The sequence below is a fragment of the Pseudoduganella sp. jia 9 genome (genome assembly GCF_055502615.1).
In genome coordinates this window covers 139,497-163,272 of sequence record NZ_JBUPWE010000018.1, presented here as the reverse complement: position 1 = coordinate 163,272, position 23,776 = coordinate 139,497, and the positions used below count along the sequence as shown (strand labels likewise).

The 23,776-nt window shown below is 64.3% G+C and carries 21 protein-coding genes; 8 read left to right on the top strand and 13 right to left on the bottom strand.

The window, feature by feature from the left end:
• Positions 1–135: 135 nt before the first annotated feature.
• From corA to glnA, 5 genes are all read right to left on the bottom strand, one after another.
• Positions 136–1,101 (bottom strand): magnesium/cobalt transporter CorA, encoded by a 966-nt coding sequence (corA, locus tag ACY34H_RS23560; protein WP_464979898.1) that lies wholly within the window; start codon positions 1,099–1,101, stop codon positions 136–138.
• 95 nt (positions 1,102–1,196) lie between these two features.
• Complete coding sequence (gene ntrC / locus ACY34H_RS23555; protein ID WP_464979897.1) at positions 1,197–2,693, bottom strand: nitrogen regulation protein NR(I); 1,497 nt, start codon at positions 2,691–2,693, stop codon at positions 1,197–1,199.
• A gap of 59 nt (positions 2,694–2,752) precedes the next feature.
• The gene (gene glnL / locus ACY34H_RS23550; protein WP_464979896.1) at positions 2,753–3,874 is read right to left on the bottom strand and encodes a nitrogen regulation protein NR(II); all 1,122 of its coding nucleotides are present in this window, start codon (positions 3,872–3,874) and stop codon (positions 2,753–2,755) included.
• Positions 3,871–4,359, bottom strand: coding sequence for a DUF4124 domain-containing protein (locus ACY34H_RS23545; RefSeq protein ID WP_464979895.1), 489 nt, complete (start codon positions 4,357–4,359; stop codon positions 3,871–3,873). The genes glnL and ACY34H_RS23545 overlap by 4 nt, the downstream gene beginning before the upstream one ends.
• Positions 4,360–4,493: 134 nt before the next feature.
• Positions 4,494–5,909, bottom strand: a complete 1,416-nt coding sequence (glnA, locus tag ACY34H_RS23540) for a type I glutamate--ammonia ligase (protein ID WP_464979894.1) — start codon at positions 5,907–5,909, stop codon at positions 4,494–4,496.
• Between the two features lie 336 nt (positions 5,910–6,245).
• Here glnA and ACY34H_RS23535 point away from each other — a divergent pair, with 336 nt between their 5' ends.
• Entirely contained in the window at positions 6,246–6,701 is a 456-nt protein-coding gene (locus tag ACY34H_RS23535) for a rhodanese-like domain-containing protein (protein ID WP_464979893.1), read from the top strand.
• 56 nt (positions 6,702–6,757) lie between these two features.
• On the opposite strand, the gene ACY34H_RS23530 is transcribed toward ACY34H_RS23535, so the two are convergent.
• The 5 genes from ACY34H_RS23530 to ACY34H_RS23510 form a co-directional block, all read right to left on the bottom strand.
• Complete coding sequence (locus ACY34H_RS23530) at positions 6,758–9,271, bottom strand: TonB-dependent receptor plug domain-containing protein (protein WP_464979892.1); 2,514 nt, start codon at positions 9,269–9,271, stop codon at positions 6,758–6,760.
• 156 nt (positions 9,272–9,427) lie between these two features.
• A complete protein-coding gene (locus ACY34H_RS23525) occupies positions 9,428–10,801 on the bottom strand; it encodes a TAXI family TRAP transporter solute-binding subunit (protein ID WP_464979907.1) in 1,374 nt (457 codons plus the stop codon).
• Between the two features lie 300 nt (positions 10,802–11,101).
• Positions 11,102–14,242, bottom strand: coding sequence for a transglycosylase domain-containing protein (locus ACY34H_RS23520; RefSeq protein ID WP_464979891.1), 3,141 nt, complete (start codon positions 14,240–14,242; stop codon positions 11,102–11,104).
• Positions 14,243–14,610: 368 nt separating this feature from the next.
• Entirely contained in the window at positions 14,611–15,414 is an 804-nt protein-coding gene (locus tag ACY34H_RS23515; RefSeq protein WP_464979890.1) for a competence/damage-inducible protein A, read from the bottom strand.
• On the bottom strand, positions 15,411–16,238 hold the full coding sequence (locus ACY34H_RS23510; protein WP_464979889.1) for an EI24 domain-containing protein: 828 nt from the start codon (positions 16,236–16,238) through the stop codon (positions 15,411–15,413). The genes ACY34H_RS23515 and ACY34H_RS23510 overlap by 4 nt, the downstream gene beginning before the upstream one ends.
• Before the next feature lie 265 nt (positions 16,239–16,503).
• Between ACY34H_RS23510 and ACY34H_RS23505 the strand changes: the two genes are divergently transcribed.
• Both ACY34H_RS23505 and ACY34H_RS23500 read left to right on the top strand, forming a co-directional pair.
• Positions 16,504–16,860 carry an FKBP-type peptidyl-prolyl cis-trans isomerase gene (locus tag ACY34H_RS23505; RefSeq protein ID WP_464979888.1) on the top strand — a complete coding sequence of 119 codons (357 nt, stop codon included), beginning with the start codon at positions 16,504–16,506 and terminating at the stop codon, positions 16,858–16,860.
• Positions 16,860–17,093 (top strand): hypothetical protein, encoded by a 234-nt coding sequence (locus ACY34H_RS23500; RefSeq protein WP_464979887.1) that lies wholly within the window; start codon positions 16,860–16,862, stop codon positions 17,091–17,093. The genes ACY34H_RS23505 and ACY34H_RS23500 overlap by 1 nt, the downstream gene beginning before the upstream one ends.
• Before the next feature lie 58 nt (positions 17,094–17,151).
• Here the strand turns inward: ACY34H_RS23500 and ACY34H_RS23495 are convergent, their stop codons facing one another.
• Positions 17,152–17,958, bottom strand: coding sequence for an anti-sigma factor (locus ACY34H_RS23495; protein WP_464979886.1), 807 nt, complete (start codon positions 17,956–17,958; stop codon positions 17,152–17,154).
• 216 nt (positions 17,959–18,174) lie between these two features.
• Here ACY34H_RS23495 and ACY34H_RS23490 point away from each other — a divergent pair, with 216 nt between their 5' ends.
• Together ACY34H_RS23490 and ACY34H_RS23485 are read left to right on the top strand one after the other, a co-directional pair.
• On the top strand, positions 18,175–18,462 hold the full coding sequence (locus ACY34H_RS23490; protein WP_050409188.1) for an HU family DNA-binding protein: 288 nt from the start codon (positions 18,175–18,177) through the stop codon (positions 18,460–18,462).
• A 178-nt stretch (positions 18,463–18,640) separates the two neighbouring features.
• The gene (locus ACY34H_RS23485) at positions 18,641–18,895 is read left to right on the top strand and encodes an acyl-CoA-binding protein (RefSeq protein WP_464979885.1); all 255 of its coding nucleotides are present in this window, start codon (positions 18,641–18,643) and stop codon (positions 18,893–18,895) included.
• Positions 18,896–18,953: 58 nt separating this feature from the next.
• On the opposite strand, the gene ACY34H_RS23480 is transcribed toward ACY34H_RS23485, so the two are convergent.
• Positions 18,954–19,229: a polyhydroxyalkanoic acid system family protein gene (locus ACY34H_RS23480; protein ID WP_464979884.1), complete on the bottom strand. Its 276-nt coding sequence runs from the start codon at positions 19,227–19,229 to the stop codon at positions 18,954–18,956.
• 53 nt (positions 19,230–19,282) lie between these two features.
• Positions 19,283–20,542, bottom strand: a complete 1,260-nt coding sequence (locus ACY34H_RS23475) for a putative Na+/H+ antiporter (RefSeq protein ID WP_464979883.1) — start codon at positions 20,540–20,542, stop codon at positions 19,283–19,285.
• 263 nt (positions 20,543–20,805) lie between these two features.
• Between ACY34H_RS23475 and fdxA the strand changes: the two genes are divergently transcribed.
• The 3 genes from fdxA (at position 20,806) to ACY34H_RS23460 (ending at position 23,756) form a co-directional block, all read left to right on the top strand.
• A complete protein-coding gene (gene fdxA / locus ACY34H_RS23470; protein WP_464979882.1) occupies positions 20,806–21,129 on the top strand; it encodes a ferredoxin FdxA in 324 nt (107 codons plus the stop codon).
• Between the two features lie 91 nt (positions 21,130–21,220).
• Positions 21,221–22,288, top strand: a complete 1,068-nt coding sequence (locus ACY34H_RS23465) for an NAD(P)/FAD-dependent oxidoreductase (RefSeq protein ID WP_464979881.1) — start codon at positions 21,221–21,223, stop codon at positions 22,286–22,288.
• Between the two features lie 244 nt (positions 22,289–22,532).
• Positions 22,533–23,756 (top strand): polyhydroxyalkanoate depolymerase, encoded by a 1,224-nt coding sequence (locus ACY34H_RS23460; RefSeq protein WP_464979880.1) that lies wholly within the window; start codon positions 22,533–22,535, stop codon positions 23,754–23,756.
• The last annotated feature ends 20 nt before the right edge of the window (positions 23,757–23,776 follow it).

Here is a 23,776-nt window from a genome sequence, read left to right as displayed (position 1 = left end):
AAATTTTCAAAGCATGCAGGGCCATAAGCAGGGGCCGCATATTTCCTCTAAACAGGGGTCCGTCCCCAGTTTTTCATATTTCCTCTAAACAGGGGTCCGTCCCCAGTTTTGCCAGTTTTGCTTCTTGATAATCGACTATAGCCAGCGCGCCTTGCGGAAGCGGCGGTACAGGTAGATACACACCGAAAACATCGCCGCCAGCGCCAGCGGGTAGCCGTAGCGTGATTTCAGTTCGGGCATGAACTCGAAGTTCATGCCCCAGATGCCGGCAAATGCCGTCATGACGGCGAAGATCGCGGCCCATGCGGCGAGGCGCTTGTTGACCTCCCCTTCCTCCAGCGCGATCATCGACAGGTTCACCTGGATCGCCGTGGCGATCGTGTCGCGGATCGCATCGAGGATGCCGTTGATGCGGGCCAGGTGGTCGTGCACGTCGCGGAAATATTCCTGGCTGTTTGCGCACACCGCCGGCACCCGGCCGCCATGCAGCTTGCCGATCGCATCGAGCAGCGGTGCCACGGCATGGCGCAGGATCATCACCTTGCGCTTCAGGTCATACAGCCGTTCGATATTGTCGCGCTGCGAGGTGCCGGTGAAGATGCGGTCCTCGATCTGCTCGAGCTCGGATTCGAAGGCGTCCACCAGCGGGAAATAGCGGTCGACCACGGCATCCATCAGCGCATACAGCACGAAGCCGGCGCCGTGCCGCAGCAGGTCCGGCTCGCGCTCGGCGCGGGCGCGCACGCCCATCAGGTCGTGGCTGCTGTTCTGGCGCGACGACAGCACGTAGTTGCGGCCGACAAAGATGTCGATCTCGCCGAGCAGGAGCTCATCGCCCTGCTGCTCGACGGTCTTGACCACCACGAACAGCGAGTCGCCGTATTCCTCGATCTTGGGCCGCTGGTGGCCGCGCTGCGCATCTTCGACTGCCAGCTCGTGCAGGCCGAATTCTTCCTGCATTTCCGCCAGCTCGGCCGGCGTCGCATCGCGCATCGCCACCCAGACAAAGGTATCGTCGCGCGCCAGGTAATGGCTGATGTCGGCTACCGGCAGGTCGGCCAGCTTGCGGCCGTCCTGGTAAGCAACGCAATTGATCAGCATGAGGATTCGAGGACGATACGTTGCAAGAAAAAAGCTCCCGGTGGCGACACCGGGAGCTTACCTGAAATCCTGTCATTGCCGGGTTCGCAGTACCCTTAATCCTCCTTGGCCCCGTCGATCCCCAGTTCGGCGATCTTGCGCGTGATCGTGTTGCGCCCGATGCCCAGCCGTACGGCGGCGTCGTTCTTGCGCCCATGCGTGTACTTCAGCGCGGTGCGGATCAGCGCGGATTCGAACTGCCGGCCCAGAACGTCCATCACGTCCTGCTGGCCGTCGGACAGCATGGTGGCCGCCTGCAGTTCCAGCAGCGACAGCCAGCCGTCCGGGCCTGGCGCGGCGGGCGCCATCGCGGCGGCGATCGGCGTACCGTGCGGGGTGCCATGCGGCATGCTGTGCGCCATCGGCACCGGCAGTTCGGGTGCGGCCTGCATCGCGCTCTGCCCTTCGGACAGTTCCAGCGGCAAGTCCTTCACCTCCACCGTCTGGCCGGGTGCCATCACGGTGATCCAGTTGCACAGGTTTTCCAGCTGGCGCACGTTGCCGGGCAAGTCCAGGCTTTGCAGGAAGGCCAGCGCGGCATCGCTCATGCGCTTGGTTTCCACGCCGAGCTGGCGGGCGCTCTGCACCAGGAAGTGGCGCACCAGGATGGGGATGTCCTCGCGGCGCTCCCGCAAACTGGGCAGCCGCAGCCGGATCACGTTCAGGCGGTGGAACAAGTCTTCGCGGAACAGGCCGTCGCGCACCCGCTGCTCCAGGTTCTGGTGCGTGGCCGTGATCACGCGCACGTTCGCCTTCAGCGGCTGGTGGCCGCCGACGCGGTAGAAGTGCCCGTCGGACAGCACACGCAGCAGGCGCGTCTGCAGGTCGAACGGCATGTCGCCGATTTCATCGAGGAACAGCGTGCCGTTCTCGGCCTGCTCGAAGCGACCGCGCCGGGTGGCCTGGGCGCCGGTGAACGCGCCCCGCTCGTGGCCGAACAGTTCCGACTCCAGCAGATCCTTCGGGATCGCGGCGGTGTTCAGCGCGATGAATGGCTGCTGTGCGCGCGGGCTGTGCTTGTGCAGCGCGCGCGCCACCAGTTCCTTGCCGGAACCCGATTCGCCGGTGATCAGCACCGTCACGTTCGATTGCGACAGGCGGCCGATGGCGCGGAACACCTCCTGCATCGCCGGTGCCTGGCCGAGGATCTCGGGGGTATCGGCCGGGCCGGATTCCACGCTGGCCTCGCGCAGGCTCTCGTCCAGCGCCCGGCGGATCAGTTCGACGGCCTTGTCGATGTCGAACGGCTTGGCCAGGTATTCGAAGGCGCCGCCCTGGAAGGCCGCCACGGCCGAGTCCAGGTCGGAAAACGCGGTGATGATGATGACGGGCAGGCCCGGCAGCCGCGATTTCACCAGCGACAGCAGGTCGAGACCGGAGTCGCCCGGCATGCGGATGTCGGACACCAGCACCTGCGGCGTCTCGTACTCGAGCGCGGCGATGGCGTCGCGCGCGTTGGCAAAACTCTTGGTGGCGAGGTTTTCCCGCGCCAGCGCTTTTTCCAGTACCCAGCGGATCGATTCGTCGTCGTCGACAATCCAGATTGGCTTCATATGTAATGTGCTTCCCGCAATTTGGATTCATCAGGGACTCGGGCAGCCTGCCCCGCGGCTTATGGCAAGGGCAGCAGGATGCGGAAGTCCGTATAGCCGGGCCTGCTCTCGCATTCGATGACGCCCATGTGCTGGTGCACGAAGGTTTGCGCCAACGTCAAACCCAGGCCGCTGCCGCCATCGCGCCCCGATACCAGCGGGTAGAAGATGCGGTCGCGGATCTGGGGCGGAATGCCCGGTCCGTTATCGATGATATGCAAATCTAATGCCAGGTTATAACGGACCTTGGCCAGCGTGACCTGGCGCGCCACCCGCGTCTTCAGCGTGATCTGCGCATCGCCCGTTTCGACGCGCTCGGCCAGCGCCTGGGCCGCATTGTGCGCGATGTTCAGTACGGTCTGGATCAGCTGCTCCTTGTCGCCGCGGAACTCGGGCAGGGAGGCGTCGTAATCGCGCACGATGGTCAGGCCGGCCGGAAACTCGGCCAGGATCAGGCTGCGCACGCGCTCCAGCACTTCATGGATGTTGACATCGCCCACGATGTGCGGACGGCGGTGCGGTGCCAGCAGGCGGTCGACCAGCGTCTGCAGCCGGTCCGCTTCCTTGATGATCACCTGCGTATATTCGCGCAACTGCTGCAGGTGCAGCGGCGGCAGCTCCATCTCGAGCAGCTGGGCCGCGCCGCGGATGCCGCCCAGCGGGTTCTTGATCTCGTGGGCCAGGTTGCGGATCAGCTCCTTGTTGACCTGGCTCTGGTCCAGCAGGCGCTCTTCGCGGTCCAGCTTCATCTGCTGCACGGTCTCGCGCAGTTCCAGCAGTACATTGCCGTCCGGTTCGTCCATTGCGCTGGCGATCGCATGCACGTGCAGCGGCTCGCGCGCGGGGCGCTCCAGCGTCAGTTCCTGCCGCAGGTCGGAAAACTTGTGGGCGCGCGCCTGCACGATCACATGTTCCAGCTCCGCGGGATGGGAAAACAGGTCGCACAGCCGCTGGCGCGACAGGGCCTTCAGCGAACTCTCCAGCATGTTCTCGGCGGCCGCGTTGGCGAAGGCGATGCGGCCTTCGGCATCCACGATCACCACCGCCGAGGCCAGCAGGTCGAGCCCCGCGAACGTGTGGGAACGCGGGATGGCGCCCGCCGCCGCAGCCGCGGCACGGGCGATATTGGTCACAATTTTCATCGTATGTTGGCGATCTCGCGCTGTAGTGCTGCCACGTTCTGTTCCGAGCGGGCGATGGCGTCGCGCAGGCTGGCCACCCGCTCCTGGTACTTGGCGTAGTTGCGCTCGTCGCCGCGCCGTTCCGGCTCGCCGTTGTTGAATTCGCGGCGCAACTCGCCCAGCTTCTGCATTTCGGCGTTCAGTTCGTCGGTCAGGATCTGGCGGCGGTCGGCATCGCGGGCGCGCTGCTCGGACGTGTCCACGCGCGGAAACCCGCTGCGTGGTGCCGTGCTGCCGGACGGGCTTGCGGACGGGCTCGCAGAGGGATTCGCACCCAGTGGCCGGGGCCGCGGTGCGCTTTCCCTTGGCGGCGGCGCCGGAATGGCCGCGTTCGGCAAATCCAGCAGCACGCATTGCCTGCCGCGGATCTGGCGATCCGTGTATTCCTTGCGCCCTTCGGCATCCGTGCAGCGGTAGATCTGCGCCGAAACACCAGCGGTGGCCATCAGTAGAACCAGTAACAACGAGCAGCGTGCGATCATGCCCCGACTATACAACAACCGAAAAAAAACGCGGGGATGGCTCATGCCCTCCCCGCGTCGAGTTGGCTACCGGTGTTTCACTTCCGGCAGCGTCGCCATTACAGCGAGTAGTACATGTCGAATTCGACCGGGTGCGTGGTCATGCGCATGCGCGTGACTTCCGTCATCTTCAGTTCGATGTAGGCATCGATCATCGAATCGGTGAACACGCCGCCGCGGGTCAGGAACTCGCGGTCCTTGTTCAGGTGATCCAGCGCTTCTTCCAGCGATGCGCAGACGGTCGGGATCAGCGCGTCTTCTTCCGGCGGCAGGTGGTACAGGTCTTTCGACGCTGCTTCGCCCGGGTGGATCTTGTTCTGCACACCGTCCAGGCCGGCCATCATCAGCGCGGCGAAGCACAGGTACGGGTTGGCCAGCGGGTCCGGGAAGCGCGTTTCGATGCGGCGGCCTTTCGGGTTCGCCACGTGCGGGATGCGGATCGATGCGGAACGGTTGCGTGCCGAGTAAGCCAGCTTCACCGGTGCTTCGTAGCCAGGCACCAGGCGCTTGTACGAGTTGGTGCCCGGGTTGGTGATCGCGTTCAGGGCCTTGGCGTGCTTGATGATGCCGCCGATGTAGTACAGCGCGAAGTCGGACAGGCCGGCATAGCCGTCGCCGGCGAACAGGTTCTTGCCGTCTTTCCAGATCGACTGGTGCACGTGCATGCCCGAGCCGTTGTCGCCCACGACCGGCTTCGGCATGAAGGTGGCGGTCTTGCCGTAGCTGTGCGCCACGTTCCAGATCACGTACTTCATGTTCTGCGTCCAGTCGGCGCGCTCGACCAGGGTCGAGAACTTGGTGCCGATTTCATTCTGGCCGGCGCCGGCCACTTCGTGGTGGTGCACTTCGACCGGAATGCCCATCGATTCGAGGATCAGGCACATTTCCGAGCGCATGTCCTGGAACGAATCGACCGGAGGCACCGGGAAGTAGCCGCCCTTGACGGTCGGACGGTGGCCGCTGTTGCCGCCTTCGATGTCCTTGTCGGTCGACCACGACGCTTCGTCGGAATCGATCTTGACCATCGCGCCGGACATGTCGATCTTCCACTTCACGGAGTCGAAGATGAAGAATTCTGGTTCCGGGCCGAAGTAGGCGGTGTCGCCCAGGCCGGACGACTTCAGGTAGGCTTCGGCGCGCTTGGCGATCGAACGCGGGTCGCGGTCGTAGCCCTTGCCATCCGACGGCTCGATCACGTCGCACTGCATGAACAGCGTGGTCTCTTCGAAGAACGGATCGATGTTGGCGGTGGTCGGGTCCGGCATCAGGATCATGTCGGATGCTTCGATGCCTTTCCAGCCTGCAATGGAAGAACCGTCGAAAGCATGGCCGCTTTCGAACTTGTCGATATCGAAGTGGGAGACGGGCACGGTGACGTGCTGCTCTTTACCACGGGTATCGGCGAAACGGAAGTCGATGAACTTGACTTCGTTGTCTTTGACCAATTGCAGGACTTCTTCGGCGGTGCGTGCCATTACGTATCTCCTAAGTGAAAAGGGCTGCCGGCACATGGTGCGGCGGAAACTCGTACATCCTAATGCATGAAGCGTGCCAGCAGGAAGCAACTATCGATATGCAGCGAGTTACATTGATCTTGCTCCCTACGGAAACTAAAATCGTCCGTACAGAAACCCACGGCGAATTGCACCAAGATTGCACATTGCGTGACTCGCCCAATTTTGGTGCGGCTGGTTCATTTTGCACCAAGTTTGCGCAATGCGCCCCAAAATGTGGCATGAATGTCCAGGCGGAATTTTTGCCTGCATTCATGCCTCCGACGATAGAGACAGATCCCAAGGATTTAACGCCAAATGAGCACTAACGACATTCTCGAGCGCGCCCGCGAGCGCGGCAATGGCCTGCCCTATGCTGGCGCAGTCACGCCCCAGGAAGCGCACGAGCTGATCCAGGGCAACCCAGCCGTCCGCCTGGTCGATGTGCGCACCAACGCCGAACGCGACTGGGTGGGACGCGTGGCGATCGACGACGCGCAGCATGGTGCCGTGCAGTGGAGCACGTATCCGGGCGGCGTGCCGAATCCGGACTTCCTCGCCCAGCTTGCCGCCGTGGCCGGCAAGGACGACGTGCTGCTGTTCCTGTGCCGTTCCGGCGTACGCTCCCGCCATGCCGCGAAACTGGCCACCGAGAACGGCTATGCCAACAGCTTCGACATCCTGGAAGGGTTCGAGGGAGACAAGGATGCCGAGGGGCACCGCAAGACGGTGGGCGGATGGTGCAAGGCCGGATTGCCCTGGGTGGGCGCCTGAGCCGCGTTTCCTCAAAAACAGGGACGGACCCTGTTTTTGAGGAAACTTGATGATCGCTACAGCGCGTAGGTCAGGCGCGCGTAGACGTAGCGGCCCGAGCGGCCGAAGGGCGAGTAGTTCGTAAACGGGGCGTTGCCGGTGGTGTTCAGCGCCGCGGGATAGGCGTCCGGGTACTGGTCGAACAGGTTTTCCGCGCCCAGTGCCACCGACAGTGCTTCATTGATCTTCCAGCGCCCTTCCAGGTCCACCAGCGTCTTCGCCGACATCGTGTGGTCCAGCGCCGGCGTCGTGCCCGGCGTCAGCACCTTGCCGTAGCGTGTCGCGCGCAGCGTGGCGCCCCAGGGTCCCAGGTTCCAGGTGCCGCTGGCGGTGAACTTGGTTTTCGGCGTGCCCTGTTCGAATGTCAGGACGTTGACGCGGTCGAACAGCGCCGGGGCCGGCGACAACGCGGCCAGCTCGGCCGTCTGCGGTACCTTCGTGACGTCGGTATCCGTGTAATTGCCGGCGACGGTCAGGTCGAAGCGGCCAGCGCTGCCCAGGTTCCACGGGTAGTTCAGTACTACATCGACGCCCTTGGTCGTGGTGTCGACACCATTGATGAAGAAGCGCCCGCCGCCAACGCCGGGGAAGCCGTTCGCGGTGAGGAAATCACGCACGTTCACCTGCGTAAGGTTTTCGGATAGCACGATCCGATTGCGGATATCGATGTGGAACGCGTCCACCGTCAGGCTGCCGCGGCCCAGCTTCGCCACGGTGCCCAGCGAGAAGTTGGTGGACTTCTCGGCGTCCAGCGGCTTCGCGCCGAGCGCCACGGCGGCCGCATCGGTCGGCTTGAACGTGGTGATGTCGAACGGAATGCCGTTGATGAAATTGGTCGACGTGGACGTGAAGAACTGCTGCTGCATCGACGGCGCGCGGAAACCGTTCTGCACGGAGCCGCGCAGCGCGAAGTTCGGCGTGAAATCATAGCGGCCGGCCAGCTTGCCGGACCAGTTGCTGCCGAAGTCCGAATAATGCTCGCCGCGCACGGCGAACGATGCCAGCAGCGCCGGCAGCAGGTTCGCTTCGACATCGGCAAACACGCTGTACGCGGTGCGGTGGCTGTCCGACTCGTCGCTGGGGCGGAAGCCCGGGAAGACCTGGGCACCCGATGCGGTGGGCAGGCCAGAGGCCAGCAGCGCGCCGCCATTGCGATACGAATCGGGCTCGCCCGCCTCCAGCTTGTAGCCTTCCCTGCGGGCCTCGGCGCCGAGCGCCACGTTCAGGGGCGAGGCCAGGCCCACCTCGAACTGCCGCACGCCAGAGAGGTTCCAGGTCAGCTGGTCATACGAAAAGCCGCCTGCGTCGAACTCGGTCTTGCTGGACGCGCCGAGCGAGCGGTTCAGCGTGTTCCGGATCGTGAAGTCCATCTTGTTCTTGCCGTAGCTGAACGACGAATCCATGTCCCAGCCGCCTGTGGTCCACGTGAAGCCGGCCGCCGCGGAAAAATCGTCGACATCCGGCGCGATGATGGGCAGGAAGCCGTTCGGGTAGATCGCGATGGTGTTGTTGTCCTGCAGCGCGCGGCGGAAAAAGCCGCCCGATTCCGCTTCGCGCTTCTGGTGGCTCGCCCATCCATACCACTTCAGCGTCTCGCTGACCTGGCCACCCGCATTGGCGAACACGGTCGACTGCTTCAGTTCCGGTTCGCCGTACCATGCATTGAAGCGGTTGATGGTTGCTTCGCGCGGATCGAAACCGCCGTTGGCGAGCGGATACTGCTGCCGCGTGTCGTAGCCGCTGCGTTCCGTATGTTCCTGGTCCTTGTACTCGGCCGCGACGGTGAGGTATCCGGTCTCGCCCAGCGCAAAGCCTTTCCACAGGCTGACGGTGGCGACGCCGCCATCGCGGCGTTCGCGTTCATCCTGCGTGCCCCAGTTGGCACCGGCCGGCGGCGGCGCCGCGGCGAATGCATAGTCGGTGATGCGCTTGCCGTAGCTGACGGTGGCTTCGCCGCCGCTCTTGTCGTTACGCAGCCGGATGTTGACCACGCCGGCGATCGCATCGGAACCGTATTGCGCGGAAGCGCCGTCGCGCAGCACTTCGATGGTCTTCACGATGCCGGTGGGGATCGTGTTCATGTCGACGGCGGCGGAGCCGCGGCCGATCGTGCCGTTCAGGTTGACCAGGGACGAGGTGTGGCGCCGCTTGGAGTTCACCAGCACCAGCGTCTGGTCCGGGGCGAGGCCGCGCAGCGTGGCGGGGCGGATGGTGTCGGTGCCGTCCGCCAGGCCCGGGCGCGGGAAGTTCAGCGACGGCAGCGCCACCGACAGCGCCTGCGTGATCTCCGGCACGCCGGTGTTCTTGATCGTATCGGCCGAGATGACGTCCACCGGCGACGACGTGTCGAGCACGGTGCGGTTCGATACGCGCGTACCGGTGACGACGACCGTCGCCTGGTTTTCGTCGATGGCGATAGCGCCCTGTGCGGGCGCCTGCTGGAGGTTTTCCTGGGAAGCCGCGGGGCCGGCGAACAGCGCAGCGATGGCGGTGGCGAGCAATGCCCTGGCGGGTAACGTATTCCGATGCATCGTGGTCCCTTGTCTGAGTGATGTGCCGTGCAATGAGAATGACGGACTCATCATCGGGGCCGGTGCGGCACGGTGTCAAAGGTGCAACGCTGTGAAACCGCGAAAACGTCGCAATATTGACACGGTAATACTACGTAATCGCGCCGAACAAAGTGCTTACGGCAGCGGCTCCAGGGCGCCGTCCCGCCCATCGCCGCCCATCAGCGCGACGATGCGCTGCCGTACGAAATGCACATGGCTGCGCAGGCCGTACAGGTCGTCGGCAAACGACAGCGGGATCGACAGGTGGTTGACGCGGTCCTCGATCTCCACCAGCCGTTCCAGTTGCGCGGCGTAGATCGCGCCCCGCTCTTCCGGCGGCACCTCCACGGCATCCTCGATCGCCCCCTCCACCGTGCGCAGCTGGCCGTACCAGCGGTAGATCCGCGAACGCACGCGCCACACGTACAGCGGCGGCACGATCTTCGACAGCGGCAGGATCAGCGCGGACAGTGCCAGCAGCAGCACCCACATGCGGTCGAGGAAATTGGCCAGCCAGAAGCTCATGTAGCGCTGCAGGAACGGCGCGCCATCCTTGTAGAACTTGGCGGCCTCGTCGGCCACCGGGATTTCCGTGTACTTCGCCGACGGGAACTGGCCCTGCTGCTGGAACCAGCCGGCGCCGCCATGGATCCTGGCCGCGGCCTGCACGAACAGTTCGATCAGGGCCGGGTGCAGGTCGTCGCGCGCGACCAGCGTGGCGGTCGGCGCGATCAGGTGGTAGTCGCGCGCCGGCAGGTCGCGGCCCAGGTCGACGATGCCGCGCGGCAGGGTCACATGCGTGAGGAACGGCAGGCGGCGCGTATAGGCTTCCGCCTGGGCGAAGTCGAACAGGTAGATGCCGGGTGTCTGCAGCAGCATCTGGATCAGCGGATCGTCCGGCGCGGCGGCGAACACCAGGCCGTCGATGCGGCCTTCCAGCAATTCCACCGTGGCGGGCGTGTTGTCGAGCTGGGAGGTTTTCAGCTCTTCGCGTTCGACGCCGTTCACGCCGAGGATCTGCCGCACCAGCCGCGGCGTGCCGCTGCCACGCGCGCCGATGTTGATCTTCAGGCCGCGCAACTGCGTGAGCTGGTTCAGCGGCGGCGCGCCGTCCTTTGCGCGCAGGAACAGCCAGACCGGTTCCGTGAACAGGCTGCCCAGCGACACCAGGCCGCGGCGCTCGACCTCCGCTTCGTCGGTGGAACCGCTCTGCACGAAGGCGATGTCGACCTTGCCTTCGGCCAGCAGCTTCAGGTTGTCGCGCGAGCCGTGCGAGCCTTGCAGCGCGACGGCGATGCCCTCTTTTTTCAGCAGCTCCTGGTATTTTTTGCCGAACACGTCGTAGGCGCTGTTGTCCTGGCCGGTGCCCAGCGTGACCTTGCGCGGCGGCGCCGGATCGACGATCAGATAGGCCGCGAAGCAGACAGCGGCAATGGCGAGAATGGTGGGGCCGGCCGAAGCGAGCAGGTCGCGCAGCGAAAAGCTGGTGAACTTCTTCAGGCGGTTCATCGTGGAGCGAAGGACGGGTTTCATCATGGCTGGCACGATGCCAATAAATGATGAAACCTGCAAGGAAAATGGTGTGACTGGAAGTACGGATAGCGGCTGCGTCACAGGGGTCTGTCCCCGCCAGTCGTTGACACTGCCCTCGGTTGCAGCCTTCTATCAAGGGGACTGACCCCGGTTTTTGCTGGCGCGTCGATACGCTGGCAAACACCGGGGTCCGTCCCCTGACGAAGCTGACAGCAAGCGCTGGCGCCAACACTTACCGGGGACAGACCCCTGCACTCACACGCCGCAGGCGTTTACTCACCCGCCGCAGGCTTTCACCGGCGCGCCCAGCGCGGCGGCCGCGGCGGCGACGGAGGAATCGGCCGGCAGCGCGGCTGCCTGGTTCGGCTCGATCAGCGGCATCAGGCTCGGCGCCAGCACCGTCAGCAATTGCACCGGCAGCGCGCTGGTGAAGTCATAGTTCTTCGATTCGGGGCCGCGCACATACGCGGTCATGCTGCCGAAGAAGCGCTCGCCGATGTTGAACACGAACGTGGCCGAACGGTTCACGTAGCGCGATTCGATCAGCCGGCCGCCGGCGGCATACACGTCGAAGCGCTGGTCGCCGGTACCGGTCTTGCCGCCGACGGGAATATTGGTGCCGTCCGCCGCCACGAAGGCGGTTTTCGCGCGCTTCGCGGTACCGTCGGAGACCACGCCGCGGATTTCATCGGCCGCCACGCGCGCCACTTCCGGAGACAGCACCCGTTCCGCGGCGACCTTCTCGGCGCGCGCCACTTTCGTGTCGTAGGGCGTGCCGGCCGCGAAGTGCAGCGACTCGATGCGCTGGGTCGGCTTGCGCACGCCGCCGTTGACGATGATGCCCATCATCTCGGCCAGCGCGGCCGGGCGGTCGGCCGAGGCGCCCAGCGTGGTCGCATACGATGGCACCAGCGAACCGAACGGATAGCCCATCTTCTTCCACTGGTTGTGGATGCCAATGAACGCTTCCATCTCCAGCAGGCCGGCGATGCGGCGGTCCTGCGCATGCTTGCGGTGCGTCTTGAACAGCCACTGGTAGACTTCCTGGCGCTCCTTCTCGGACGCGGCCACGATCTGCGACAGCGTCGCTCCCTCGTGCTGGCGCAGGTAGGCCACCAGCCACAGCTCCAGCGGGTGCACGTTGGCCAGGTAGCCGCGGTCGGCCAGGCTCCACTTGTCCATCGCGTACTGGTCGTACATCTTCTCGAGCCGTTCCTGCGGCACCTCGTTCTGCTCGGTCAGGTTACCGTTGACGAACATGGCGAACTCGCCGATCGAAGCGGTCGGGAACAGCGTGCGGTGGATGTTGGCCAGGCGCAGCGGCGTGGGGCGGACGCCGTCGACCAGGATCTTGTCGAGCTCCGCCTTCGGCTTGCCCTTGTACTTGGCGTAGAAGCGGTACAGGAATTCCTTGCCTTCCTTGTCGGCGAAGCGGGCCAGGTATTCAGCGCGGCGCGGATCGTCGGCATCGGCCAGCAGGCTGGCCGATGAGCCGGGCATCTGGAACATGTAGTACTTGACCACGTCGCGCATCAGCCGCACGAACAGCAGGTTGGTGGAGCGGCGCAGGCCTTCGCGCACCGTCAGGATGCGGCCATTGTCTTCCTTCGAAAAATTGCCGAAGTAATGCAGGCCGCCGCCGGTGAAGAAGCCCTCGCCCGGATTGCCGGAATAGGTGCGCTCCATCGCCGCGTTCAGCATCGCCGTCAGGTCGCGCTTGTCCATCGGCGTGATCGACAGCCACTCGATGCCCCACGCGGTGAGCCGGTCCTTCGGATCGAACTGCACCTTGCCCAGTTCGTCCGCGCTCATGCCGCCGAACTTCTTGTGCAGCTGGTCGACGATGTCGAGGTAGGTGACCAGCGTGCGCAGCTTCGCGGTGGAGCCCAGGTCCAGCTTGGCGCCTTCATTGATGTCCAGAGGCTGGTCGTAGTTATCGGTCTGCACCCGCAGGTAGTTGACCTTGTCGCCGCGCTCGAGCAGCGTGAAGCTGTAGACGACGTTGGCCGGGTCGCCGTTGCCCAGCATGCCCTTGCCGGTCAGGCCGGCGCTTTCGGCCACGGTGGCATCCTTCAGGTCGCGCAGCATGCCGGCCACGGCGCGCTGAGCTTCCGCGTCCAGCGTGCTGACCACCGACAGGTCGAGCCGGTCCAGGTTGTACATGCGGTTGTCGCCCAGCAGGTTCGCCAGGTGCACACGCACCGTGTTGGCAGCCTTTTTCGTCACGTAGCTGACCGGCGGCGCGGCCTGCAGGCCGTTGCCCTTGGCGGGACGCAGTTTTTCCTTCAGCGCGGCGTCGCGCAGCGCCGGGGTGATGATGCCGGCCTGCGCCAGCAGGCGCAGGTGGCTGTTGGCCAGTATTTCCAGGTCCTCGTCGCCATCGCCCAGGTAATAGGTGGGCCGGCGCTGCGCGATCAGCAGCGACAGCGCTTCCTTGAACACGAGGGCACTGCCCGGCTGGTCCATCCGGCCGGACAGCAGCCGGGTCACTTCGTTGAAGTCGCGGCCATACCAGACCCACATGCCGTCGCCGATGCCGTTCACTTCGCCGTAGCCGGGCTTGGCCGACAGCGGCACGGTGTTCAGGTAGTCGACCACGATCTGGCGGCGCACCGCCGTCGTGTCCTCGCCCTGCTGGTAGGCGCGCAGCGTGGCCGACACCATCTGCTGCAGCTTGTCCTTCATCGAACCGGTGCGGCCCTCCGGCGAATGGCGGTATTTCTCGATCTGCGTGGCCAGCGTGCTGCCGCCGGCGGCACGGCTGCTGGCCAGGCCCACGGCGCTGGCGGATTTTTCCAGGATCGCTTTCGACAGGCGGTCCCATTCCACGGCCGGATTGCGCTTCGGATAGGTGTTGTCCAGCAGCTCGCGGTTCTCGATGAACAGCAGGCTGTGCACCAGTGCGGCGGGGGCCTGCGCGAAGCCCGGGTAGATGCGTTCCGGATAGCTGGCGGAGAACAGCGGCTGCGCGCGGCAATCGTAGATCGTCAGGCCGGTGCGGGTCTTCTCGCGGAAGGTGGTGAATACCCCCATGTCCGCCAGTTCGACCATCCTGGGCGAGAAGCGCGACTGCGACAGCACGTGGTAGTCGCGCTGCTTGAGGCGTTCCAGGTAATCGGGAATGTTGGCATAGCCCAGCCGCTCGTCATACGGACTGTCGTGCGGGAAGCGGATCGCATTGCTGGGGCCGGGTTCAACCTTGTAGTTGAGCTGCTTGACGACGCCGGTGAAGTATTTCGCCTGCAGCGTCGACGTGCGCGATTCGTGGACCATCCACCAGATGGCCAGCGACAGCAGTACCAGCATCAACAGGATGAAAGCGTGACGGGAGCGACGGCTTTTGGGCTCGGACGGCGGCGGCGTGGCCGTCTGCTCGTCGTCCACGCCCTGCCTTTCTTGATCGTATTGGGAAGACATAGGTTCTGCTACTGAGGTTCTGCTACTGAGGTTCTGCTAAGGAGGTTCTGCAACGGGGTTCTGCGTTAATGAGTGCTGCGTAATTCGGTCGATGCGTCATTCGGTCGGTGCGTCATTCGGTCTGTGCGCCATGCCGCGCGCACTGCGCACAGCTTATTGCCATTGCACCACATCGCATCGGTGTGCACGGGTCAACAGGGCGAATATTTCAGGCGGCACCGACATTTTCGCAAAAAAACAACGACCCTGATCTGCAAGCAACAGCACGGGACCGGCGCGAGCCCGTGCGTGTTATCGCACTGTCATCGCCCTGTCATCGCGCAGTCATCGTCCTGTCATTGCGCCGTCACGCCGCCGTCATGCCGCTATCATGAGATGCGCTGGTAGTCGGCGCGGTGCGCATCGAGCCCTTCGCACAGCCGCGCGAACGCGGCCGCCACCTGTGCCGGATCGCCCTTCACGCCCAGCTCGATGTGCCGCCGCGTCTGCGCATCGCCCACGCTGGGCAGGCTGAACACTTTCACGCCCGGCCACGTGGCTTCGATGTTTTCCATCAGCGGCGTCAGCTCCGCCTCGGCGCCGTCGTACACCAGCACAGCCTGCTCCGCGCGCGGCTGCCGGTTGAACAGGTGCGCATGGTGCGTGTCGAGCACCCACTCGATCATCGGCCACGCCATCACGGGAAAGCCCGGCACGAAGTAATGGCTGCCAAGCGCGAAGCCGGCCACGTTGTTGTACGGATTCGGGATCAGTTCGGCGCCCGCGGCGAATTCCGCCATTTTCAGGCGCTGCAGGTTTTCCGGCGCTTCCAGGTCGACCTCCCTGCCTTCGTCGCGCGCCACCTGCAGCACGCGCTGGCGGATGTTCTCGGCACCCTGCGGATGCAGTACCAGCGGCCGCTTCAGCGCGGCGGCGGCGGCCTGGCGCGTATGGTCGTCCGGCGTGGCGCCGATGCCGCCGGTGGAGAACACGATGTCGTCCGTGGCGAAGCTGCGCTCCAGCGTGGCCTGGATGCGCGCAGGGTCGTCGCCGATATATTCGGCCCAGCCCAGTTGCAGGCCGCGCGTGGCCAGCAGCTGAACCACCTTCGGCAGGTGCGCATCGGTGCGCTTGCCGGACAGGATTTCATCGCCGATGACGATCAGTCCGATCGTGTTTGCCTTGTCGTTCATGTTCCTTCCTGCTCCATGGTGGATTCGCTGCGGGCGCGCAGCTGCGCAAGCGCTTCGAGACAATAATACTGAAACCACAATCCGGTGAAGATGAAGATGAGGACATACAGCCACACGGCTGCCGCCAGCAGGAACGGGAACAGCACGACGGCGATCGCCGCGCCGCCGACCCAGACGATCGCCGGCAGCGAACCGGCCACGCCGGATGCCACCCCGATCGCCAGCAGCGGCCATTTCTTTTCGCGCTGGATGATGCCGATTTCCTCCTCGCTGGCATGTTCGGACAGCGCGTCGTAACTCATCACGCGCGACGTCAGCCAGCCCCACAGCAGCGCCGAAGACAGGATCGCCAGCGGCGGAATGGCGTACAGCGGCAGCAGGCACAGCCAGATTACGATGAACACGAGGAACAGCGAAACGGCCTTGCCGATGCCCTTCACCAGGCTGCCGCCCTGCTTCTTTTCCAGGTGCGGGAAGTGGCGTCCGCCCACGTGTTTCACGATGGCCGGCACGGCGGCCACGCCGATGAAGATCAGTGCCGTCAGTATCATCAGCGGCAACAGCAGCAGCATCGCGAACAGCGGCACCACCACCGTCTTCAGCATCGCCAGGCCGATATTTTCAAGCCACTGGCTGGAATACTGGTACAGCTCGAAATCGAAGAAATGGCCCGTCAGCCAGTCCAGCAGCGGCTGCAGCGTGAAGTACAGCACCACGCCCCACACCCCCACCGACAGCAGGAACGGCACCACCGACAGCAGCAGCATGCGGCCGTGCAGCTGCGACAGCACCGCGCGGCCATAGGCATTCAGCACGCCGCGCATCAGTGCGCCCTCCGCGCGACGGCATGGGCGAAAGCGGCCTGCGCGGCCGGCATGCCGGCCTGGCGGGAAGACAACGTGCCGGCAATGAGCGGAACATGGCGGTAACTGCGGAACATGGCAACTCGCGACTGGGTGGCAAAGCCCTATTTTACGGCCAATGCCGGGCTTCGCCGCCGGCGGGGAGCCAGGGCACGCATTGCACCGACTAGCCGGCCCGCGCCGCCTTGCACTACAATCGTCAACCCGAACATTGAAAGGAACGCCCATGTCCACCACCACCACCCCATCCGGCCTGCAGTACGACGACGTCAAGGTCGGCGACGGCGCCGAGGCGAAAGCCGGCCAGAACGTCACCGTGCACTACACCGGCTGGCTGCAGAACGCCGACGGCAGCAAGGGCGCCAAATTCGATTCCAGCAAGGACCGCAACGATCCGTTCGAGTTCGCGCTGGGCGCCGGCATGGTCATCCGCGGCTGGGACGAAGGCGTGCAGGGCATGAAAGTCGGCGGCACCCGCCAGCTGATCATCCCGGCCGACCTGGGCTACGGCGCACGCGGCGCCGGCGGCGTGATCCCGCCGAACGCCACGCTGATCTTCGACGTCGAACTGCTGGGCGTGTAATGCGCTTGCCGGCACTGACACGTTTGCCACTGCTGGCGGCAGCCCTGCTGGCAGCGGCCGCGTTGTCCGGCTGCACCGTGGTCGCCGTCGGCGCGGCCGTCGTGGGTGCCGGGGTCACCGTCGCATCGACCGCGGTCGACGTGGGTGTCGCTGCCGGCAAGGGCGTCGTCTACGTGGGCAAGGCCGCCCTGTCGGACGACGACGACGAAGAGGAAGACGAAAAGAAGAAGTAATGCACTGAACGTAGACACTGAACGTAAAAAAAAGGCGCCTTGCGGCGCCTTTTTCTTATTAGCGCTGCCAGCCGCGCTGCATGGCCTCCTGCTCCGCCTTCGCGTCGAGCGGGTCGCCGGAAATGCGCTGCTCGATGGCCGCCCTGACCGGCGGTGCAATGTCGGCGGCGCCGGCGGCGGCCGCGGTACCGCTCGACTGCGGTGGCCGCGGATTCTGCATCACCAGCGCCAGTCGCCATTCCTGCCCTGTCTTGCAGGCCAGCCCGGCGATCTCGGAAGTGCCGCTGCCGCTGGCGAAGCTGCGGCAGTAGCTGCCGTCCGCCGATACGAACGACATGCCGATGCGCACCGCGCCGGCGGCCCGCGCCGCCGCATTGGTGGCCACGCCCGCGGCGCCCGGCGGTGCCGCCAGTTGCTGCTCGAGCGCCGTGACGAGGCGGCCCTCGGCCATCAGCGTGCCGTCGTGGCTGGCGACCAGGTCGACAGGGGTGTCGTCTGCCTGGAAGTACGACAGGCCGAACGTGCCGGCCAGTACGCCGACGACAAGTACCCCGCCCAGTGCCGTCCATTCCGGCCACGACCAGCGCCGCTCGCGCGTGGCCTTGCGGGCCGCCAGCTGGGTGGCTTCGCGCCGCGCCCGCACCGCCTGCAGGCTGACGACCGTCGCCTGGCGCGGCGGGCGCACGCGCTGCCCGTCGTCAGCTGGCGCGAAGCCGGCGAAGACATTGCTGCGCCGCGTCTTGTAGTAGGCGACGCGCCGGGCCAGCGCCAGGTCGCTGGAGCAGGCCTGCTCCACCGCGCGGCGCGTGGCCATGTCCAGTTCGCCATCGGCATATGCCATCAGGGTTTCGTCGGAAAAGCTCATGATGTTGGCCCGCCTGTGTTCAAGGGACGATACTTCATATTAGCACCGGGCCGCGCCGGTTACGCGTCCGGCTCGCATCCGGACGGCGCACCGCGCTCCCGCCTGGCATGCCGCACCGCAGCAGCCCAGCAGCCATAAGGGTTTCTATTGTTTCAAAGGATTACTTTCCGCAAATATTATGCTAATCTGCGGCCTCTATTAACCACGGAGGTAGTAATGAAAAAAGGCGAACTGATTGCAGAATTTGCGAAGCGTACCGAAATGTCCGGTGCCGCCGCCAACGACGCAGTGAATACCCTGATTGCCATCGTTACCGAGCGCCTGAAAAAAGGCGATACGGTCGGCATCACCGGCTTCGGCACCTTCTCGGTTGCCAAGCGCGCTGCTCGCAAAGGCCGCAATCCTGCAACCGGCGAAGCAATCAAGATCGCCGCGTCGAAAACGCCGAAGTTCTCGGCTGGCGCGACGCTGAAGGCGGCTGTGAACCCGACCAAGAAAAAGTAATAGCGGATTCAGGCCGAAACGGCGGTCAGGCCCCGGTCGCCTCGGGTCCTGGCCGCCGTTCCGCATTGGGCCAGGCATTGCCGCATATTGGAGGGGTTGCTCTACAGTTTCAGGATCCCGGAAGCGCGCCGGTTTTGTATGATGCGCCGATCTCAACCTGCACCCCCAAGAGGACACCATGAGCCTGCAACAACAGTTCGACCAGGCGGTCGCCGATTCGAAGAACCTGCCGGAGCGGCCGGACAACATGACGCTGCTGAAGATCTATGCGCTGTACAAGCAGGGATCGAGCGGCGACGCCACCGGCGAGCGCCCCGGCATGACCGATTTCGTCAACCGTGCCAAGTACGACGCGTGGGCCGCGCTGCAGGGCACGTCGCAGGACGACGCACAGCAGCAATACATCGACCTGATCGCCGACCTGAAAGGCTGATCGGGACCGGATCGCCCGGCCGGCGCCCGCCGGCCGGTGCCCATGCTTCACCGTTCCATCATTCCGGCGCAAACACCTTGCGCATCTTTTCGGCGACCTTGCTCTGGATCGCCGGCGCGAAGGCGCCATACAGGAATCCCAGCTTGATCTGCATTTGCGCCTGCTGTTCCAGCAGCGTGAGGGTGCCTTCGACGCCGCTTTTCTCGAAGCGCAGCACGTCGCCCTGCCATTGGCAGGAAAGGTCCAGTTCGCGCGCCAGCTTGTCGGCCACCTGCTGGGCGGCGGCACGCGCCGCTTCGGGAGGCAGGTTGTGGGGTTGAATGATGTTGATCATGCGTAAGATGGGGCAAAAAGGCGCCATCATGCCACAACGTCAGGCACTCGACACTACAGCAGGCGGAAGGCGGCGATCGCCACGGCCGTCGGTGCCAGCGCGGCCAGCAGCAGGTTCAGCGCCGATACCGTCTGCAGCGCGAAATGCTCCTTCAGGATCGACATGCCGGCCGGATTCGGCGCATTGGCAATCACGGTAAGGCCGCCGCCGGCCACCGCGCCCGTGACCAGCGCATACTTGAACTCGTCGCTAAGGCCTTCCACCAGCGAGCCCAGGTAAGTGAGCGCGGCGTTGTCGGTGATCGCCGTCAGCGCGGTCGCGCCATAGAACACGGCATCGCTGCTCATGCTCATCAACACCGGCTGCAGCCACCATTGCTGCTGCCCGCCCAGCACGACGAGGCCGGCCAGGAAAAACGCCACCAGCAGGCCTTCGCGCAGGATCAGCCGGTCCTGGAAGCGCTCGTAGGCATGGGCGACGCCCAGGAAGAACAGGAACAGGCCCATGAACACGGCTGGATGGTGCGCGAACAGCACCACGCCGGCCAGGAACGCCAGGTGCGCCAGCACCAGCACGAAAGGCACCGCCGAGTCCCGGCCGTCGGTCGCGGCGGGCCGCAGCGCAGCCAGTTCGCGGGCGAACAGCGCGGTCACGCCGGCCGCGTTGACCAGCACCGCGATTGCCGCCTTCCAGCCGATGTGCGACAGCATGAACGACAGGTCCCAGCCCCACTTGCCCGCCACCATCAGCACCGGCGGCGCGGCATACGGTGTCAGCGTGCCGCCGATCGACACGTTGACGAACAGTACACCCAGGGTGGCGTACTTCAGCCGTTCCGAAATGCCGCTGGCGAAGATGCGTTCGGACAGGATCAGCGCGGCCAGCGTCATCGCGGCCGGTTCCGTGATGAACGAGCCCAGCAGCGGTACGCCGGCCAGCACGAGGAAGTAGGTCACCACGCCATCGGGCAGCGGTATGGCGCGGGCCATCAGGGCCACGGCGGATTTCGTCGTCTGCAGGATCGGCCGCGTGGCGGCGATTACCATGATCACGAACACGAACATCGGCTCGGTGAAATTGCGGCTGTCCACATAGGCCGCCGCGTCGCCCGTGCCGGCCGTGACGGCGATGAATGCCACCAGCACCATGGCCCAGAAGCCGAACACCACTTCGACCTCGCCCAGCAGGTGCCAGATGCCGGCATGGGCGGGATAGCGCTCCGCCAGGCGCTCGAACGCCTGGGCGGAAAAGGTATGCAGGATGGCGACGGCAAACAGTACCGCGCCGGCAATCTCGATGAGGCTGGGCGTCATGCGTTACTCCGGGCTGTGAAGACAGGGATTGTAAGCCAGCAATAGCGATAGGACACGTACCAGTGCATGCAGCTTGCCGGCCGGATGGGGCAGCATTTCACGCGCTGGCGCGGCGCGCCGGCAACGGCGCGCGCCGCATTTGCTTATATGTATTGTGTCTAAGCCTGAATTGTGAGAAAGGGGAAATTGCCCTAAAATACAGTGCTTTGCTGAAGTTGGGATTGTGTTATCGACCGCTTCACACCAACATTGATAGGACTGCTATGACCCACGTTGTCACCGAATCTTGCATCGCCTGCCGGTATACGGACTGCGTCGATGTTTGCCCGGTAGATTGTTTCCGCGAAGGCCCGAATTTCCTGGCAATTGATCCCGACGAATGCATCGACTGCGCCGTGTGCGTGGCCGAATGCCCGGTCAACGCCATTTTCGCGGAAGAAGATGTGCCGTCCGACCAGCAGGATTACATCAAGCTCAATGCGGACCTGTCCCGCAACTGGCCTTCGATCACGAAGACCAAGCCAGCCCTGCCGGAAGCCGAGCAGTTCAAGGACGTCAAGGACAAACTCAATTTGCTGGTGCGCTAACGGCAGCCCCCCGGTATCCGCGCCACGTGCCTGCCCTGGCACGCCCCAGCGCGCGGCCTGCCGCATTTGAATACACAGGATAGAAATCGTCATGAATATCGTCAGCACCCCTCCAGGTGGCTTCCATGAAACGGATGCCGTCATCATCGGCGCCGGCCCCGTCGGCCTGTTCCAGGTCTTCGAACTGGGCCTGCTGGAAATCAAGGCCCACGTGATCGATTCGCTGGCCGCCGTCGGTGGCCAGTGCGTGGAACTGTATCCGGACAAGCCGATCTACGATATTCCCGCGATTCCTTCGTGCACAGGCCAGGAACTGACCGACGGCCTGCTCAAGCAGATCGAGCCGTTCGGCGCCACCTTCCACCTGGGCCAGGAAGTCACCCTCGTGCAGAAGCGCGATGATGGCCGCTTCGACGTCGAAACCAGCCTGGGCACCAAGTTCATCACGAAAACCATCTTCATCGCCGCCGGCGTCGGTTCGTTCCAGCCGCGCACGATGAAGACCGAAGGCCTCGAGGCGTTCGAAGGTTCGCAGGTGTTCTATCGCGTCAAGGATCCTTCGCAGTTCGAAGGCAAGAACATCGTCGTCTGCGGCGGCGGCGACTCCGCGCTGGACTGGGCGCTGAACTTCGTCGGCAAGGCCGAGTCCGTGGTGCTGCTGCACCGCCGCGAAGACTTCCGCGCCGCGCCTGCTTCCGTGGCGAAGATGAAACAGCTGTGCGAAGACTATGAAATGCAGCTGATCATCGGCCAGGTTTCCGGTATCGAACAGAAGGAGGGCAAGCTGTCCGAACTGCGCGTGACCGGCGCCGACGGCGTGACCCGCCGCGTGCCGCTGGACATGCTGCTGGTGTTCTACGGCCTGTCGCCGAAACTGGGCCCGATCGCCGAGTGGGGCCTGGACATCGAGCGCAAGCAGCTGAAAGTGGTGTCCACCGAGAAATTCGAGACGAATGTGCCGGGCATCTTCGCCGTGGGCGACATCAATACGTACCCGGGCAAGAAAAAGCTGATCCTGTCGGGCTTCCACGAAGCCGCGCTGGCCGCTTTCGGCGCCGCGCCGTACATCTTCCCCGACAAGAAGATCCACATGCAGTACACGACGACGTCGCCAAAACTCCACAAGGTGCTGGGCGTCGAATCGCCGGTCTTCGACTGATGCCAGTCGTCTGACCAAGGGTTCAGACCTGTCCTACAAAAAAGCAGCGGAAACGCTGCTTTTTTTGTTTCATCGGCACTATTATCGTAGGAACTACAGGCTTTCCCCTTCATCTTGTTGCTTTTTATCCCCTTTCTTGCGGCATCTGGAAAATGCTTTACGTTAATAATAAACGGCCTATAATGGGCTTATGATTTCCGCGCTGCACTAATTTTTGGCAGCGCATTATGACCCGGGAACACCTATGCTTTACCAACTTCACGAGATGCAACGGACCTTCCTGAACCCGCTGATGCAGTGGGCCGAAGCGTCCTCGAAACTGTTCAGCAACCCGGTGTCGCCGCTGGCGCACACGCCGTTCGCGCAGCGGATCGCCGCCGGCTACGAACTGCTGTACCGCCTGGGCAAGGATTACGAAAAACCGCCATTCGGCATCGACACCACCACCGTCGATGGCAAGCCGGTGTCGATCATCGAACACGCCGCCGTTACCAAGCCCTTCTGCCGCCTGATCCACTTCCGCAAGGATACCCGTGATGAACTGAAGCAGCCGACCGTGCTGCTGGTGGCGCCGCTGTCCGGCCACCACTCCACGCTGCTGCGCGATACGGTGCGCGGCCTGCTGCCGGAACACGACGTGTACATCACCGACTGGACCGACGCACGCATGGTGCCGCTGAGCGAAGGCGCGTTCCACCTCGACGATTACATCTTCTACGTGCAGGACTTCATCCGCCACCTGGGGCCGGACGTGCACGTGATTTCCGTCTGCCAGCCGACGGTGCCGGTGCTGGCCGCGATCTCGCTGATGGCGTCCAACAACGACCCGAAGCTGCCGAAGACGATGACGATGATGGGCGGCCCGATCGATTCGCGCAAGTCGCCGACGGCGGTCAACAACCTGGCGACCGAGAAGCCGTTCTCGTGGTTCGAGAACACCGTGATCTATCCGGTGCCGCCGAACTACCCGGGCTTTGGCCGCAAGGTCTACCCGGGCTTCCTGCAGCATGCCGGCTTCGTCGCGATGAACCCAAGCCGCCACGCCCAGTCGCACCGCGAGTTCTACATGCAACTGGTGCGCGGCGACGATGACTCGGCGGAAAGCCACCGCAAGTTCTACGACGAATACAATGCCGTGCTCGACATGCCGGCCGAGTATTACCTGGACACCATCAAGACCGTGTTCCAGGAACACCGCCTGCCGAACGGCACGTGGGAAGTGGGCGGCCAGCTGGTGCGCCCGCAGGACATCAAGAATGTAGCGCTGCTGACCGTCGAAGGCGAGCTGGACGATATCTCCGGCGCCGGCCAGACACAGGCCGCGCACGAGCTGTGCAGCGGCATCCCGGCCGACATGCAGGAAGACTTCGTGGTACCGCAGGCCGGCCACTACGGCATCTTCTCCGGCCGCCGCTGGCGCGAGCTGGTGTGCCCGAAAATCACCTCGTTCATCAAGCAGCACGCCTGATCAGGCTCCTCGAAGACTGG

What these genes read in the sequence shown, in the direction of transcription:
- corA (WP_464979898.1), bottom strand. Translation starts at nt 1,101, where the DNA reads ATGCTGATCAATTGCGTTGCTTACCAGGACGGCCGCAAGCTGGCCGAC.
- ntrC (WP_464979897.1), bottom strand. Translation starts at nt 2,693, where the DNA reads ATGAAGCCAATCTGGATTGTCGACGACGACGAATCGATCCGCTGGGTA.
- glnL (WP_464979896.1), bottom strand. Translation starts at nt 3,874, where the DNA reads ATGAAAATTGTGACCAATATCGCCCGTGCCGCGGCTGCGGCGGCGGGC.
- ACY34H_RS23545 (WP_464979895.1), bottom strand. Translation starts at nt 4,359, where the DNA reads ATGGCCACCGCTGGTGTTTCGGCGCAGATCTACCGCTGCACGGATGCC.
- glnA (WP_464979894.1), bottom strand. Translation starts at nt 5,909, where the DNA reads ATGGCACGCACCGCCGAAGAAGTCCTGCAATTGGTCAAAGACAACGAA.
- ACY34H_RS23535 (WP_464979893.1), top strand. Translation starts at nt 6,246, where the DNA reads ATGAGCACTAACGACATTCTCGAGCGCGCCCGCGAGCGCGGCAATGGC.
- ACY34H_RS23530 (WP_464979892.1), bottom strand. Translation starts at nt 9,271, where the DNA reads ATGCATCGGAATACGTTACCCGCCAGGGCATTGCTCGCCACCGCCATC.
- ACY34H_RS23525 (WP_464979907.1), bottom strand. Translation starts at nt 10,801, where the DNA reads ATGAACCGCCTGAAGAAGTTCACCAGCTTTTCGCTGCGCGACCTGCTC.
- ACY34H_RS23520 (WP_464979891.1), bottom strand. Translation starts at nt 14,242, where the DNA reads ATGTCTTCCCAATACGATCAAGAAAGGCAGGGCGTGGACGACGAGCAG.
- ACY34H_RS23515 (WP_464979890.1), bottom strand. Translation starts at nt 15,414, where the DNA reads ATGAACGACAAGGCAAACACGATCGGACTGATCGTCATCGGCGATGAA.
- ACY34H_RS23510 (WP_464979889.1), bottom strand. Translation starts at nt 16,238, where the DNA reads ATGCGCGGCGTGCTGAATGCCTATGGCCGCGCGGTGCTGTCGCAGCTG.
- ACY34H_RS23505 (WP_464979888.1), top strand. Translation starts at nt 16,504, where the DNA reads ATGTCCACCACCACCACCCCATCCGGCCTGCAGTACGACGACGTCAAG.
- ACY34H_RS23500 (WP_464979887.1), top strand. Translation starts at nt 16,860, where the DNA reads ATGCGCTTGCCGGCACTGACACGTTTGCCACTGCTGGCGGCAGCCCTG.
- ACY34H_RS23495 (WP_464979886.1), bottom strand. Translation starts at nt 17,958, where the DNA reads ATGAGCTTTTCCGACGAAACCCTGATGGCATATGCCGATGGCGAACTG.
- ACY34H_RS23490 (WP_050409188.1), top strand. Translation starts at nt 18,175, where the DNA reads ATGAAAAAAGGCGAACTGATTGCAGAATTTGCGAAGCGTACCGAAATG.
- ACY34H_RS23485 (WP_464979885.1), top strand. Translation starts at nt 18,641, where the DNA reads ATGAGCCTGCAACAACAGTTCGACCAGGCGGTCGCCGATTCGAAGAAC.
- ACY34H_RS23480 (WP_464979884.1), bottom strand. Translation starts at nt 19,229, where the DNA reads ATGATCAACATCATTCAACCCCACAACCTGCCTCCCGAAGCGGCGCGT.
- ACY34H_RS23475 (WP_464979883.1), bottom strand. Translation starts at nt 20,542, where the DNA reads ATGACGCCCAGCCTCATCGAGATTGCCGGCGCGGTACTGTTTGCCGTC.
- fdxA (WP_464979882.1), top strand. Translation starts at nt 20,806, where the DNA reads ATGACCCACGTTGTCACCGAATCTTGCATCGCCTGCCGGTATACGGAC.
- ACY34H_RS23465 (WP_464979881.1), top strand. Translation starts at nt 21,221, where the DNA reads ATGAATATCGTCAGCACCCCTCCAGGTGGCTTCCATGAAACGGATGCC.
- ACY34H_RS23460 (WP_464979880.1), top strand. Translation starts at nt 22,533, where the DNA reads ATGCTTTACCAACTTCACGAGATGCAACGGACCTTCCTGAACCCGCTG.